Raw genomic sequence first — 14,605 nt, forward strand, 5'->3', positions numbered from 1 at the left:
ACGACAAACGGCACTTACTCAAGTAAGTGCCGTTTGTCGTTAAGCAGTAAGTAGGTGGCTTCAGTGCAGCGCCGGAATGAAGTAGAGGCTGTTACTGTAGACCTTTTGCGCGTCGAGCCAGCTATTTCTAAACAGTAGGTTATCGGTTAGCGCCACTATGGCTCCCTGACCATGGCGTTCAACTCGGATGGCAGGGGTTTGGCTGAAGCTGCGCTGATATTCTGTTGCCAGATAGCCATCCAATAGCGGTTCATCAGCATAACTTGCGGCGGTGGTAAAAGAGCTTGAACCGGCGAGTAATCCCAGTGGCTTATTTTTGAGTATCGGCAGAATGTTGCCTTGTAGGCCGAAATTGATCGGGTGAGAGGTATCGAGATCCAGTGCCAATATGGCTCCGCCAATCGCCTTGCGTGCCCTTAGTGTCGCTTGCTCGTCAAAGCGCATGCCGTCAGTGGCAAATAACTGTTCAAATGCCCGTGGATTTCTCACATCACTCTTTAATAAGTTGCCTTTGCTTAGCCAGCTTAAGGCGCCCTTTTGCGCCACGATCACTCCGCCATTATTAACAAACTGTCCCAGTTTACGGGCGAGCTTTTCAGCGACATTTTGATAGCTGCCATCGGCAAGAAACAGATGGGTGTATCGGTTAAGAGGCAGACTAGGCAAGCGAGACACATCCACTTGAGTGAGCGGCGCCGCCAAATGTTGATCCATAAAATACCCTAGCTCACCCACTTCTGACGCCGAGGTACCATAACCTGTGATCACCACTGCTTTGATTGGCGCAATAGGGTGAAAATCGGGACTGCCTAAATCGATACCTGATAACGCGCGGCTACTGGTAACTGTGGCCATGGTGAGACGATGGTGAGTGGCGAGCGAAATAAGCAGTTCTCTTAATGGTGCGCTAGCCATGGTTTGACGACCTAAGGGGATTTGCAATGTGCCAGCGGTAAAATCGCTCGCACCTGCTGAGGTCATGATGCTGAATGGTTTGGCGGCAAATTTTACTTTAACCCCATGACTAAGGAGCTGCTGTAGTACGGTCGCCGCATGATGTTGTCGCCAATCAATGAGCACGGCTACGCTGTCAGCAGCAATGCTTAGTGGCGCGTCAAGCGGGCGTTGGCTGCTGAGTGTATCCACATCTAGGCTGACATCACGGGCCAGTTGTAAATTATAGGCGTAGGTGAAGTTCCAACTGGAGACATCATAAAAGGTGGCATCGTCGAATTCGGTACGTTGATCAAATAGTGCCAGTAGTAAGCTTTTTTGAGGCTGATTAATTGGGATAAATAGGCTATCGCGCGGCGCGTAATAATGGCGTCCTTGGCGCAGACCTTCTCGCAGGTAAAAAAATAGGATCTGATGCTGCTGTAACACCTGGGCTAAGTCATCGCGTCGGCCCGGATCTTGACTCGTACTGATCAATAAGCCGCTTTCGCGCCCCGAAGGCTGATGCTTATCCTTGCGTTGATAAAAGCGTGTTTGAAACAGCTGTAACTCTTGTTTAAGTGCTAACGCCCCTTTAAGACTGGAAAACGACGTCGCCACTTGGTTTGCAATTGCCTGCTCAAAAACCAGCATACCATTGTCAGATTCCTGTTGCTGCCCACGTACACTGGCCTGCTCAAACAGCATCCCGACAGAGCCATTGATATCAGGGTAGGTTGAACCTTTACCATAGTAAAAGTCATCAAACATTTGTTGGCTAAAATAGGGTTGCTGCCGTGTATCGAGCGCCTTAGCATGGTAGGCGGCTAGTTGATGGGTCAGTCGTTGGTTTTCTTCTGGGGTCAGCGGATGAGTGCGTTTAGGCACTCCAGGTTGAAAGAAGTAACTTTGGTTGTGGCCCATTTCATGAAAGTCGCCAACATAGTGAGGGTGCCAGCGATGAAACAGGGCGATGCGTGCGCGCGTTTCCGGATGGCGCAAGAACAGCCAGTCACGATTAAGGTCGGCAAAATAATGATTTGAACGCCCACTAGGCCAATTTTGTTGATGTTCATTATGGTTGCCATCACTGTTATTTACTTTACCTGTGTAGTTATTGGCCCAAGTAGAAAAGCGGTCTAAACCGTCAGGGTTTTGGGTTGGGGTGATGAGTACCACAGCGTTATCGAGCAAGTCGATAACCCAAGGTTCTTGGCTGCTACTGAGTTGATGGCTCACTGTTAATGCGGCATGCGCACCACTGGCTTCATCACCATGAATACTATAGGCCAACCAGATGACCAAGGGGCCCGTTTGTGGCTGGCCGCTTTTAACTTGCGCGCGTTGAGCCATGATCTGTTTAAGATTGGCTTGATTTGCGGCTGAGGTAATCACCGCCGTGAGTTGTGAGCGAGCTTCATGGCTGCTGCCAGTCGATTCTAGGCTTACTCGAGGGCTTTGACGTGCCAACTGTTTGAGGTAGAAGTTTATTTGGTCGTGTCGTAGATGCCAGCTGCCTAGTGGATACCCTAAAAACTGGCTCGGTGATTCGATGGCCGAGGTTGTTGCTATAGCCGATGTGGCGGTAGTCACATTTTGATTAATCGATGCTGCTTGAGCAATGAGTGGCGTAAAAAACAGCAGCAGTAGGCAGAGTCGCAGCATCATTAGAGTCTTTATTATTGTATATAAAGGTTAAATTAACAGCTCGATGAAATCGTTACCATAGCCAGTCGTCACTTTATACGACACTTTTTAGACAAAAAATTACTGTCTAATCGCCATAGGGGCTACAAAGCTGTTAGGAGTCGGAGTATCATAGTGGTAATTCTTACTAAAACACTCGGGTTTAACCTGACGGAGCATGTCTTAATGATCACCATTTCCGATGCAGCTCAGGCACATTTTGTAAAGCTACTCGCTGATCAGCCTGAAGGAACTCATATTCGCGTATTTGTTATCAGCCCTGGTACTCCATCGGCAGAGTGCGGCGTGTCTTATTGCCCACCCGATGCCGTTGAAGCCGATGATATCGAGCTAGAGTTTAATGGTTTTCATGCCATGGTTGATGAAAAGAGCGCTCCTTTTCTGGAAGATGCCTCAATTGATTTCGTCACCGACCAACTCGGTTCGCAACTGACGCTCAAAGCGCCTAATGCCAAGATGCGTAAAGTCGATAATGATGCGCCATTGAAAGAGCGTATCGAGTACGTGATTCAATCTGAAATCAATCCACAGCTGGCCAGCCATGGTGGTAATATCATGCTGGTCGAAATCGATGCCGCAGGCGTTGCAGTACTCCAATTTGGTGGTGGATGTAACGGTTGTTCTATGGTTGATGTGACCCTGAAGGATGGTATCGAGAAGCAACTGCTTGATATGTTCCCTGGCGAATTGACTGGTGTACGAGATGTGACAGAACATCAGCATGGCGACCATTCATACCAGTAACCTTGATTGGGTGAGTTCTGCTTACTGCAGGATGACGTTTATTACGGGATGACTTAGGTCATCCCGTTTTATTTTGTCGCCAATGGTGCATCGTATGTGGTGGCTTGTATTAGGCCTGCATCAATCTGGTTTTTAAACGGTAGTGATAATGCCATGCGAGAGTGACACTTCTAGCAAGCATAAACACACTCATCGCGGCCCATAAGGCATGATTACCACTGGCTTGCAGTAGCCACCATGTGGGAAAAAACACGCCAAAGGTCGACAATATCATGCTATTACGCATGGTGGCACCTTCGGCTGCGCCAATATAAACACCATCAAACAGGTAAGAGCCGAACGCCAAAAGCGGCATGAATATCACCCAGATCAGGTACTCTTGCGCCACTTGCTGCACCGCATCAATACTGGTGAGGAGGGTAATAAATTGTCCGCCTAATGTGGCAAAGCATAATACAAATAACAGGGCAGCGATGGTTGACCAAAGGGTGGCTAATGTCACTGAATCTGACATTCGCTGTGGATTGTGTTCGCCAAAGGCCCGCCCCACTTCAGCCTCGGCGTAGTAGGCGATACCATCTAAGGCATAGGAAATTAGCAATAATAGGTTGAGCAGTACCGCATTGGCAGCGACGGTATTATCGCCTAAGCTGGCGCCTTCGAAGGTCATAAAGGCGAATGTGAGTTGTAAGCAGAGGCTACGAATAAAGATATCGCGATTGAGTCCCAAAAGTTTGTGGTAGCTGCGAAGTGATAATTGGCGACATAAAGTGAGTAGGTGAAAGCCACCCTGTTTGGCAATCACTCGGGATACCATGGTCGCCGCTACCGCAAAGCCCGTGATATCGGCAAATACCGATGCCCATGCCGCACCCTGTACGCCCCAATCGAATGCGATAACAAATAACAGATCCAATAAAATATTGGTACAATTGGCCGCGATCAGTTGCCACATGGCGGCTTTGGGTTGCTGCCTTCCGAGGAGCCACCCCAGCATGGCTAAGTTCATCAGCGCAAAGGGAGTCGACCAGATCCGTATGTGAAAGTAAGCCTGGCTGTAATAGAGTACCTCGGCGCTGGCATCAGATAGTGATAGTGCCAAGGTCATAATCGGCGACTGAAATAAGATGGCCGCAGTCCCGAGTAATAGGGCTAAACTGGCCGATTGCAACAACAGTCGATATTGCGCTTGCGTGTCGCCAGCTCCGAAGGCCTGCGCTACCAAACCTGTGGTCGACATGCGCAGAAATCCCAATACCCATAAGAGCAAAGTAATAAGGGTTGAGCCAACAGCAACACCCCCTAAATAATAAGCGTTACTCAGATGTCCCACCACGGCCGTATCGACTAAGCCTAGTAAGGGCACGGTAATGTTTGACAGAATCATGGGCAACGCAAGTGCAAGCAAATGCCTGTTTTTCTGTTTATCTAACAGTAAATTAACTAGGGACATAGATTCTCAGAGGTTACTTAATATGTTAAAGCGCGTTTTAGTTACGCTGATATGCTGCTTGAGCTTTTCGGCTCAGGCAGTGGTGATTTTACAGTATCATCATGTGTCAGAAGATACACCTAGAGTCACCAGTGTGACGCCATTAGAGTTTCGTCAACAGATGGCCTACCTGAGTGATAATGGCTTTACCGTTATCCCTCTGTCAGAGGTGGTCGATGGACTCAAAGCCGATAAAGCCTTTGCCGATAAAACGGTGGCGATCACTTTCGATGATGGCTATCAAAACATTGCCGATAATGCCCATCCAATTTTAAAAGAATATGGTTTTCCTTACACCATCTTTATCGCTGTCGAGCCAATAGAGCAGCAATATCGCGATGTGATGAATTGGATGACCTTGAAGCAGTTAGCCGCTGATGGCGTCGAGTTGGCGAACCACAGTTGGGGGCATGAGCATCTGATCCGTCGTCTCGACGGTGAAACCGAATCCGATTGGTTGACGCGGATTGAAACTAATCTGTTGGCAACCGAAGCGCAAATAGTGGCGAAAACGGGTCAGAGTTTGAAGATGTTGGCTTACCCTTATGGCGAATATAACGCGGCGATAGAAGCATTGCTTAGCAAGCTAGGCTTTGTCGGATTTGGGCAACAATCGGGGGCCGCAGGCCATTATTCTAGCTTAACGGCGTTGCCTCGCTTCCCGGTGGCGGGCGCCTATGCGGATCTGTCTAGCTTAAAAGTGAAGTTGTACAGTTTAAACATGCCGGTATTGGCATTGTCTCCGGCGAATACCGAGCTAGCGCTAGGTGATTGGCGTCCAGAGATGAAGGTTAAGTTAGACATGAGTGATATCTACCCTCATCAGTTGATGTGCTTTATACAAGGACAGGGAGCCGCTAAGCCACTGTGGGTAAGTGAAGATGAGTTTGTTGTGCGCGCAGGACTCGACCTGCCGCCAGGTCGATCACGCTACAACTGCACTGCGCCCAGTAAGCAAAGTGGGCGTTACTATTGGTTCTCCCAAGCTTGGGTGCGACCTAAAAACGACGGTACTTGGGTTAAAGAGTAGCGGGCGTTAGCTTAAAGCGTTATCCATGCGGGCGATGCAGCTTGCTGTTTACAGCGTGTCATTGGCGGTGAGTTGCTGCAGATCGGCGACCAAGTTTTGGGTTGAGATCTGCGGCAGGCTGCTGAGTTGTGTCAGCTTAGGTTTAACCGTCGCGTAGCGTTCACCTTGTGGTGAGATGAGTGTCATCGAGGCGCTATGATCTACCTGATAATTCTCCCCCTCGCCAACCATGGCATAAACAAATCCAAGCTCGCGAGTCAGCGGCAGTAGCTGCGCGTGTGGCGCGGTGACCGCTATAAAATCAGAATTAAAAAAATTCACATAATCTAATAACTTATCTGGTGTATCACGGCTCGGGTCTACAGATAAAAAGATCACTTGTAAATCCAGCTCAGGCGGTAAGCTCTGCACTGCGGCGGCCAGTTTTGCCATCGTAGTAGGGCACACATCGGGGCATGAGGTATAGCCGACAAACACCAGGCTCCATTTATGTAATAAGTGTTGGTTGGTAAATGCTTGCCCATGTTGGTCAACTAAGTTGAACTGTGATAAAGGCCGTTTAGTGGGATATAAATAGCTGGTGGTTAAGCTTAATGGCGGCGTCGCTGTTTGGTTAAGTGTATAAGCGGTTATCGCCCCCAATGTTGCACACACCAGTAGTATGCCCAGCAGCACAATTTTTTTCACAGGCGTTAACTCCATAAATAGTGGTCGACTAACAAAATTAAAAATAAGGCCATGAGATGGTAAATGGAAAATCGAAACACTTGCATTGCTAATTCCGGCTTATCGCGATATTTGAGCTGCCACGCCTTGTAGATAAAGCCACAGCTAAGCAGTGTCGAACCGATTAAGTAGAGCGGGCCGCACATACCAACCAGCACAGGATAAAGGCAGGCAAGCGCCAATAATATGGTATAGAGCAAGATACAGGTTTTAGTAAACTCAACGCCGTGAGTCACCGGCAGCATGGGCACATCCACCTTGGCATATTCGGTTTTACGGTGGATAGCTAATGCCCAAAAGTGGGGCGGGGTCCAGGCAAAAATGATGATCACCAATAACAGGGCATTAGCATGAAATTCGCCGGTGATGGCGGTCCAACCTAATAGTGGTGGCATGGCGCCTGCGAGCCCGCCTACGACAATATTTTGTGGTGTAGCGCGCTTTAGGTAGGCGGTGTAGATCACCGCGTAGCCAACGAGACTGGCAAATGTTAACCAAGCGGTGAGTGGATTCACCAAGGCATACAAAAGGATAAAGCCCAGCAAGGCCATAGTGGTAGCAAATATCATCGCTTTAACGATAGAGATACGGCCTTTAGGCAGTGGGCGATTGTAGGTGCGCGCCATGAGACCATCTATACGGCGATCAATAAGATGATTATAGGCCGCAGCCGCCCCAGCCATCATGCCGATACCCACAAGGCCAGCAACCAAAGGTTGCAGAGGGACAGCCCCTGGCACGGCTAAGCACATACCCACCAATACCGTAAGTAACATTAACGCCACCACTTTAGGCTTGGTCATCTCTAAATAGGCGCGCCATTGAATATGGCTGGCTGCTGGGTTGCTGAGGGTTATCGGTTTTGTCATCGCTGCCTCGCTTATGCTTTACGCCACAGGGTGTAATTAATAAAGATCATGGTCAGCAGCAATAAAGCTGCCCCCGCGTTGTGAGCCACGGCAATGCCGAGCGGCAGATGCAGCACGACATTGGCGATTCCCAGCCCCACTTGTATTATCAACAAGGTGATAAGCACCCAAGCGCTGCGCGTAATCATGGCCGAACGTGCCTGTATCAATAGCCGATAGGCGAGCCAGAGAAGCAGTGTGGCGGTGATAATCGCGCCCATCCGGTGCGTGACATGTATGGTCATGCGTGATGCGTAATCGAGCACCCCAAATTCGTAGCTGCCTTCTGTTTGGTAGAACAAGTTGAACGCTTGCAGGGGTTGTAGATTATTGAGCCAGTCGCCCTCGCAGATGGGTAACGCAGTACAGGCGAGGGCGGCGTAATTAGATGAGGTCCAGCCGCCAAGCATGATTTGCAGCACTAACACGACAAGGCAGAGTAGCGCGAAGGGCGCGAGCTTTCTCACTTGAGGATCTCCCCCTACAATGCGCAACGGTGTGGTGCGTAAATACAAGATCCATAACAGCGACAGTAAGCTAAAGCCGCCAATGAGGTGTGACATCACCACTATAGGCATCAGCTGCATGGTGACAGTCCACATGCCTAGTGCCGCCTGAAATAGGATCAGTAGTGCGATAACGCTGGGCAGTTTTTTAGGGGCATCTTGAATTTTAAAACTGATATACAAGATATACAGCACCAGCAGCCCAAGGGCACCAGCAATATAGCGGTGTATCATCTCTAGCCAGGCTTTTTGGGTATCGACCGTATGCTCGGGGAAGGCTTGCTGCACTTGGCTTAGTTCATGGCTTTGTGTGGGCACTTTTAGCATGCCGTAGCAACCGGGCCAGTCTGGGCAACCAAGCCCAGCATCAGACAAGCGGGTATAGGCGCCCATTAAGATGACACATAAGGTAAATACTAATGTGAGTTTTAGCAGTGGCGTCATCTGCATTAGCCTATCCTCGATAATTTAAGCATCTTGCGTAAATCTGCCACCATGGCCTTACCCAGTAATACTTGCTGATCTTTAGTGTCCACCTGCTGATAACGCATCACCATAGCCCCAAGGGGGTCGACAATGATCAGCTGTTGCTGCGCCAGTAGTGCGCTAACGTCACGACTGGCCTTGGCGGTAGCAAAGTCAAACCCCTCAAGAGCGGAGCGATCGCTATTTTCTTGCAGCAAAATAATGGGGGTGACTCTTAATTGGTCACGCCCTAGGGCAATATGACTTTGGTGTAAAATATACAGACGGTTGAGGCAAGGGCTATCACAGTGTGCCGGTAACAAGTAGATCATCTGCCATGATTTGGGATGAGGGTTACTCATGTCGAGCTGGCTATATGTGGTATCAGGCATCAGCAGTTCGCCCTTGTTGGTCGCTCCACCGTGATACAGGTTCATGCTGAGCACCAACTTAGCCGCCACCACAGGTAGCACAAATACCAGTAGCAGTATCAATAATGGTTTAGTGCTTTTACGTTTGGGGGAGTTCATCTTAGCTCCTCTTGTTGATCACTTTGTGGCTGACATGGACTCAGCGCAGAAAAAGGCCAACTTCCCGAGACGGCTAGGAAGTGATTACAGGGTACGGTATCGATAATCGCTGTATTTATGTTCTAACCTACAAGGTCTTGTGATGTTAAGCAACTGCTCAATATCACCTGGTTTCGTTATTTATTTTTACGCTAACTTATTGTTTTTATTTTTCTTATCCATACATACCCCATGAGTAAGGCGAAGGCGGCCGCCATTGCAAACCACTGTAATGCATAGCCGTGATGCTTGTGAGCACTCAAGGGGATGGGCTGCCAAGGGTGTGCCAGTTCAGTTGGTAGCCTAGAGGTGGGCTGCAAGACCACAGGGGCCAAGCGGCGCTGTAACTGCTGCTGCAGTGCGGTAATATTGAGGTTTTGAATTCGCATAGGATCACCAGACTCAGCAAATAGTTGCTCGCTCATCGGGTTGAGAGATTTTTGATATAGCCTACCGCTTAAGGAAACTGAGCTCGTGATTGGCTGCACTTGAGGTAAGGCGCGCCGATCTATGCCGCCAGGGACAAAACCTAACTCAACCAGTAATGCCGTTTCATGAGGAGCGACTTGCATCACTTGCAGCACCAAATACCCCACAGTGCCGTTATAGACTTGGTTGTCGAGCATAATAATGGGGGAAGCGGTTGGGCTGACGTCGACCTGTAAACGGTAACCGGTTAAGGCCGTGTCTGTTGTCATAGCCAGCAGTTGAGGATATGACAGCGGCGCCGATGCTTGGCGAGCGGTTAATTGCTGCTGCCATGCGGCTTTTTCATCGGCACGGCTGAGTTGCCAAAACCCGAGCTTGACCAAGATGCTAAACACCAGCACAGTAATACAAACAACCAAGGCCGTTGTCCATGACAACCCACGTTTAGGAGCCTGCATGAGTGCAATATTGCTATTTAAAGTGGCATTAGTATTACTGCTTTTTTTCATCATTTTTAATCTTGGGCGTGCGTTGTTTATCTTAGTGAAAGGGGAAAGTAAGATCCCCATGAGCCAATATTTAGGCCGCCGGGTATTGTTTTCGCTATTGGTGATCCTACTGCTGCTACTAGCACTAGGGTTGGGGCTAATTACTCCCAACCCTAGGCCTTATTAGCTACAGCACATACACAAAAATAAATAAGCATAGCCAGACCACATCGACAAAATGCCAATACCAACTGCCCGCCTGAAAAGCAAAGTGTTTATCTGGGGTGAAGTGACCTTTTAACACTCTACAAAACAACACCAATAAGAAGATGGTGCCTAAGGTCACGTGCATGCCGTGGAAACCGGTGAGCAAGAAAAAGGTGTTGCCATAAACGCCAGAGGAGAGGGTCAACCCCATCTCCTGATAAGCATGAGCATATTCTTCAACCTGTAACAGTAAGAAGGCCAACCCGAGTAAGATGGTCAGCCCCAACCACAGGGTGAGGGCGGTGCGTTTCCCCTTTTCGAGACTAACATGGGCAAAGTGTAAGGTGACCGATGATGTGAGTAATATGATGGTGTTGTACAGTGGTAAGCCCGTCCAGCCCATTGCTTGGGTTTTGGTGCCATCTGGCGTGGTGACCAAGGGCCACATCGCTTCAAAGGTAGGCCACAACACTTCGTGTGTCATGGCGTTATTGGAGGCTCCGCCTAGCCATGGCACGGCTATCATACGGGCATAGAGTAGCGCGCCAAAAAAAGCGGCAAAAAACATCACCTCCGAAAAAATAAACCAGCTCATCCCTTGACGAAACGATCTGTCCATCTGTTTCGAATAGAGTCCAGCCATCGATTCGTCAATCACGGTTCTGAACCAGCCAAAAATCATATACACAATCACTGCAATCCCGGCAGTCAGAATATAACCGCCGCTCGATTGCTCGCTATTGAGCTGCTGTATATAAGTGCCTGCTCCAAAGGCGATTAAAAATAGCCCGATGGCGCCTATTATGGGCCAGGCACTTTGCGCTGGCACATAATAGTGTTCGTGTTTAGTGGTCATTTTGCCGCTCCTTGCTCAACAGCGCCGACATAACCCTTGTCGGTAATGTTGTAGAGAGTATAGGAAAGTGTCAGCGTCGATATCGTGTCTGGTAGATCGGGATCGACATAGAAAATTAGCGGTAATGCAGCACTACTTTGCGCCGCTAACAGCTGCTGATTAAAGCAGAAACACTCGGTTTTATTAAAGTAGGCTGCCCCCTGCCCAGGTGAAACCGAGGGAATGGCTTGGCCTACGGTGGTCGCGAGCGCTAGGCTCTTAGCGTTAAAGTTGGTGCGTACAAGCTCACCAGGGTGAACCTGCATACGTTTGACTTCGGGCGTAAATTCCCATGGCATATCCTGTTGTATGTTAGCCATAAATTCGACGGTTATCACTCGCGACGTATCTATGGTCATTGGCTTGTAAGTCGACGCTGTCGATTGTGTTTTACCGTTAATCCCCAATTGTTCACACAGCACGTCGTATAACGGCACCAAGGCAAATCCAAAGCCAAACATGCCTATGGCACCAGTCATTAGCCAGATGATCAGCTTGCGGTTCGATGTTGCCGAGGGCCGGGACATATTATTTCACCTCAGGTGGAGTCGAGAATGAGTGATAAGGAGCCGGGCTTGGCAGAGTCCATTCCAGCCCCTCGGCACCATCCCAAGGTTTAGCTGGTGCTTTTTCACCGCCCTTGATGCACTTAATCACCAAGGCGAGAAAGATAAACTGCGATAGCCCGAAAGCGAAGCCGCCAATAGAGACAATTTGGTTAACATCAGCAAATTGAATTGCATAATCAGGAATTCGACGCGGCATTCCCGCGAGTCCTAAAAAGTGCATAGGGAAAAACAACACGTTAACTGAGATAACCGAACACCAAAAATGCAGTTTACCCAACTTCTCGTCATACATATGCCCGGTCCATTTAGGTAGCCAATAATAGGCGGCCGCCATAATGGAGAAGATGGCCCCTGTGACCAATACATAATGGAAGTGAGCCACCACGAAATAGGTATCGTGATACTGGAAATCCACCGGAGTAATGGCCAGCATCAACCCCGAAAATCCGCCTATGGTGAACAGTATGATAAAGGCGATGGCAAACAACATAGGCGTTTCAAAACTGAGTGATCCGCGCCACATGGTGGCGACCCAATTAAAGACCTTAACCCCAGTTGGTACCGCGATGAGCATAGTACAATACATAAAAAACAGTTCAGCAAATACTGGCATACCTGTGGTAAACATATGGTGTGCCCAAACCAAGAAGGACAAAATCGCAATACTGGCAGTGGCATAAACCATAGAGGAGTAACCAAAGAGACGTTTGCGACTAAAGGCGGGCACAATAGCCGATATGATCCCAAATGAAGGTAAGATCATAATGTAGACCTCGGGGTGGCCGAAGAACCAGAAAATATGCTGAAACATCACAGGATCGCCGCCACCTGCTGCATCAAAGAAGCTGGTGCCAAAATATTTATCCGTCAGCACCATAGTGACCACCCCTGCAAGTACAGGCATGACGGCGATCAACAAGAAAGCGGTGATTAACCAGGTCCACACAAATAGCGGTAATTTCATCCAACTCATGCCGGGGGCGCGCATATTCACAATCGTCACCACCACGTTGATGGCTCCCATGATGGAGCTGATCCCCATAATATGGATAGAAAATACAAACAGTGCCGTGCTATCAGGGCTATAAGTGGTGGATAACGGAGCATAGAATGTCCAACCAAAGTTGGGGCCACCACCTTCCATAAAGAGTGAGCTTAATAATATGGTAAAGGCGAAGGGTAAAATCCAAAAGCTCCAGTTATTCATCCGTGGTAGCGCCATATCAGGTGCGCCAATCATCATGGGTATTAGCCAGTTTGCAAGCCCTGTAAAGGCGGGCATGACGGCACCAAACACCATGATCAAGCCATGTACAGTGGTCATTTGATTAAAAAAGTTGGGCTCGACTAATTGCAGACCCGGTTGAAACAACTCGGCCCGGATCACCATGGCCATGGCACCGCCAGTAAGAAACATAATAAAGCTGAACCACAGGTATAAGGTGCCGATATCTTTATGATTAGTGGTAAATAGCCAACGTTTTATGCCGGTTGGGTGAGCTTCGTGGTGTTCGTTAGACTCTTCAATATGAGCGGCATCCATATTGGCTTCGCGGGTTGTTGTATTCATCATGCCTCCCTATTGACCATGTTGACTAACGTCAGCGGCTTGGACGGTATCACCGACATCATTGCCCCAAGCGTTACGCTCATATGTCACCACAGCCGCTATCTCCTGTGGTGTTAGCTGTCCAGCGAAGGCTTGCATTGCAGTGCCCGCCTTTCCATTAACCACAATATCGATATGTGCAGTGACTGGGCCGGTGGCAATGGCGCTGGCTTTTAATCCGGGGAACACCCCAGGAAGTCCCATGCCATTTGGCTGGTGGCAGGCGGCGCAGCGTGCCATGTATATCTGCTCACCTTGGGTCATCAGTTCATCCATCGATAAGGTTTGCGATAACGAGGCTTCGGTTGCGGCGGCGGCGATTGTGGCTTGGTTTTTTTGCTCTTCGATCCAGATATCAAAATCGGCTTCAGACAACACTTCAACCACTATGGGCATAAAGCCGTGATCCTTACCGCACAGTTCTGCACATTGGCCGCGGTACGTGCCGGGTTTATCCACGCGGGTCCAGGCTTCATTGATGAAACCGGGGTTAGCATCTTTTTTTACCGCAAAGGCCGGCACCCACCAAGAATGGATCACATCATCTGAGGTCATCAAGAAACGCACTTTTTTATTAATGGGAAGCACTAGGGGTTTGTCGACTTCTAATAGATAGTTTTCGCCCTTCGTTTCACTGCCTTCAATTTGTGCTCTAGGGGTAGCAAGCAAGCTGTAGTATTCGATATCGTGATCAAAGTAACTGTAATGCCATTTCCACTGTGAACCCGTTACCTTGATGGTGATATCTGCATCGCTAGGATCTTCCATGGCGATAAGGGTTTTCGTGGCAGGGATAGCCATCAGAATCAAGATAACAAAAGGCACGATAGTCCAAGCTATTTCGACTTTAGTGCTTTCATGGAAATTGGCTGCCACCGCGCCTTTTGAGCGACGATGGTTAATGATGGAGTAGATCATTGCTCCAAACACTATGATGCCGATGGCGCAACAGATATAGAGAATGGTCATATGGAGGCCAAAAACTTTGCCACTGATCTCTGTTACCCCTGGTGTCATATTAAGGGGCATATCGGCTGCGAATATGGGCGGGGCTAGTAATAACCCCAGCAAGCTATACCACAGATGCTTCACTAGACTTCTCCTCTGTCAATTGCGAAGGCAACTACAAAGAAAAGTCACACAGTATGTCTCGGCTCCATGCAAACTTTTCAGTTCCCAAAAAAGCAACGATGACTTCATAGTGCGCTGGTGGTATTGATGTTGTTATTGCTGGTGGTCACCACACTTGCACTTACGGCTGACTATATCAGGCGAATTTCAACTTAATTGGACTTTGCTAGAGATGTTCACTCGCAGGCCAATGAAGC

General features: G+C 48.8%; 13 protein-coding genes and 1 pseudogene. 3 read left to right on the forward strand and 11 right to left on the reverse strand.

What is annotated here, in order from left to right; all coding sequences use genetic code 11:
- Window positions 1-60: 60 nt before the first annotated feature.
- Entirely contained in the window at window positions 61-2,601 is a 2,541-nt protein-coding gene (locus DVO77_RS13455; RefSeq protein WP_249038178.1) for a M14 family zinc carboxypeptidase, read from the reverse strand.
- 204 nt (window positions 2,602-2,805) lie between these two features.
- On the opposite strand from DVO77_RS13455, the gene nfuA reads away from it, so the two are divergent.
- Window positions 2,806-3,384 (forward strand): Fe-S biogenesis protein NfuA, encoded by a 579-nt coding sequence (gene nfuA / locus DVO77_RS13460; protein ID WP_110458715.1) that lies wholly within the window; start codon window positions 2,806-2,808, stop codon window positions 3,382-3,384.
- A 109-nt stretch (window positions 3,385-3,493) separates the two neighbouring features.
- On the opposite strand, the gene DVO77_RS13465 is transcribed toward nfuA, so the two are convergent.
- Window positions 3,494-4,837: an MATE family efflux transporter gene (locus DVO77_RS13465; protein ID WP_119978688.1), complete on the reverse strand. Its 1,344-nt coding sequence runs from the start codon at window positions 4,835-4,837 to the stop codon at window positions 3,494-3,496.
- A gap of 22 nt (window positions 4,838-4,859) precedes the next feature.
- Between DVO77_RS13465 and DVO77_RS13470 the strand changes: the two genes are divergently transcribed.
- On the forward strand, window positions 4,860-5,906 hold the full coding sequence (locus tag DVO77_RS13470; protein ID WP_110458713.1) for a polysaccharide deacetylase family protein: 1,047 nt from the start codon (window positions 4,860-4,862) through the stop codon (window positions 5,904-5,906).
- A gap of 48 nt (window positions 5,907-5,954) precedes the next feature.
- Here DVO77_RS13470 and DVO77_RS13475 read toward each other — a convergent pair whose 3' ends face one another.
- From DVO77_RS13475 to DVO77_RS13495, 5 genes are all read right to left on the reverse strand, one after another.
- A complete protein-coding gene (locus DVO77_RS13475) occupies window positions 5,955-6,608 on the reverse strand; it encodes an SCO family protein (RefSeq protein WP_119978689.1) in 654 nt (217 codons plus the stop codon).
- Window positions 6,599-7,501 carry a heme o synthase gene (gene cyoE / locus DVO77_RS13480; protein WP_110458711.1) on the reverse strand — a complete coding sequence of 301 codons (903 nt, stop codon included), beginning with the start codon at window positions 7,499-7,501 and terminating at the stop codon, window positions 6,599-6,601. The genes DVO77_RS13475 and cyoE overlap by 10 nt, the downstream gene beginning before the upstream one ends.
- 11 nt (window positions 7,502-7,512) lie before the next feature.
- Window positions 7,513-8,496, reverse strand: coding sequence for a COX15/CtaA family protein (locus DVO77_RS13485; RefSeq protein WP_119978690.1), 984 nt, complete (start codon window positions 8,494-8,496; stop codon window positions 7,513-7,515).
- Complete coding sequence (locus tag DVO77_RS13490; protein WP_110458709.1) at window positions 8,496-9,041, reverse strand: hypothetical protein; 546 nt, start codon at window positions 9,039-9,041, stop codon at window positions 8,496-8,498. The genes DVO77_RS13485 and DVO77_RS13490 overlap by 1 nt, the downstream gene beginning before the upstream one ends.
- A gap of 191 nt (window positions 9,042-9,232) precedes the next feature.
- Window positions 9,233-9,967, reverse strand: coding sequence for an SURF1 family protein (locus tag DVO77_RS13495; protein WP_119978691.1), 735 nt, complete (start codon window positions 9,965-9,967; stop codon window positions 9,233-9,235).
- Between DVO77_RS13495 and DVO77_RS13500 the strand changes: the two genes are divergently transcribed.
- Window positions 9,966-10,184, forward strand: a complete 219-nt coding sequence (locus tag DVO77_RS13500; RefSeq protein ID WP_110458707.1) for a DUF2909 family protein — start codon at window positions 9,966-9,968, stop codon at window positions 10,182-10,184. The genes DVO77_RS13495 and DVO77_RS13500 overlap by 2 nt on opposite strands.
- On the opposite strand, the gene DVO77_RS13505 is transcribed toward DVO77_RS13500, so the two are convergent.
- The 4 genes and pseudogenes from DVO77_RS13505 to coxB form a co-directional block, all read right to left on the reverse strand.
- Window positions 10,185-11,060 (reverse strand): cytochrome c oxidase subunit 3, encoded by an 876-nt coding sequence (locus DVO77_RS13505; RefSeq protein WP_119978692.1) that lies wholly within the window; start codon window positions 11,058-11,060, stop codon window positions 10,185-10,187.
- On the reverse strand, window positions 11,057-11,626 hold the full coding sequence (locus DVO77_RS13510) for a cytochrome c oxidase assembly protein (RefSeq protein WP_119978693.1): 570 nt from the start codon (window positions 11,624-11,626) through the stop codon (window positions 11,057-11,059). Before DVO77_RS13510 ends, DVO77_RS13505 begins: the two co-directional genes overlap by 4 nt.
- A gap of 1 nt (window position 11,627) precedes the next feature.
- Window positions 11,628-13,238, reverse strand: coding sequence for a cytochrome c oxidase subunit I (gene ctaD, locus DVO77_RS13515; RefSeq protein ID WP_119978694.1), 1,611 nt, complete (start codon window positions 13,236-13,238; stop codon window positions 11,628-11,630).
- Between the two features lie 18 nt (window positions 13,239-13,256).
- Window positions 13,257-14,369: pseudogene (gene coxB, locus DVO77_RS13520) on the reverse strand (cytochrome c oxidase subunit II); the annotation flags it as partial.
- Window positions 14,370-14,605: the final 236 nt, after the last annotated feature.

Origin of the sequence: Shewanella algidipiscicola, from assembly GCF_003605125.1 — a bacterium.
GTDB classification, from domain to species: domain Bacteria; phylum Pseudomonadota; class Gammaproteobacteria; order Enterobacterales; family Shewanellaceae; genus Shewanella; species Shewanella algidipiscicola.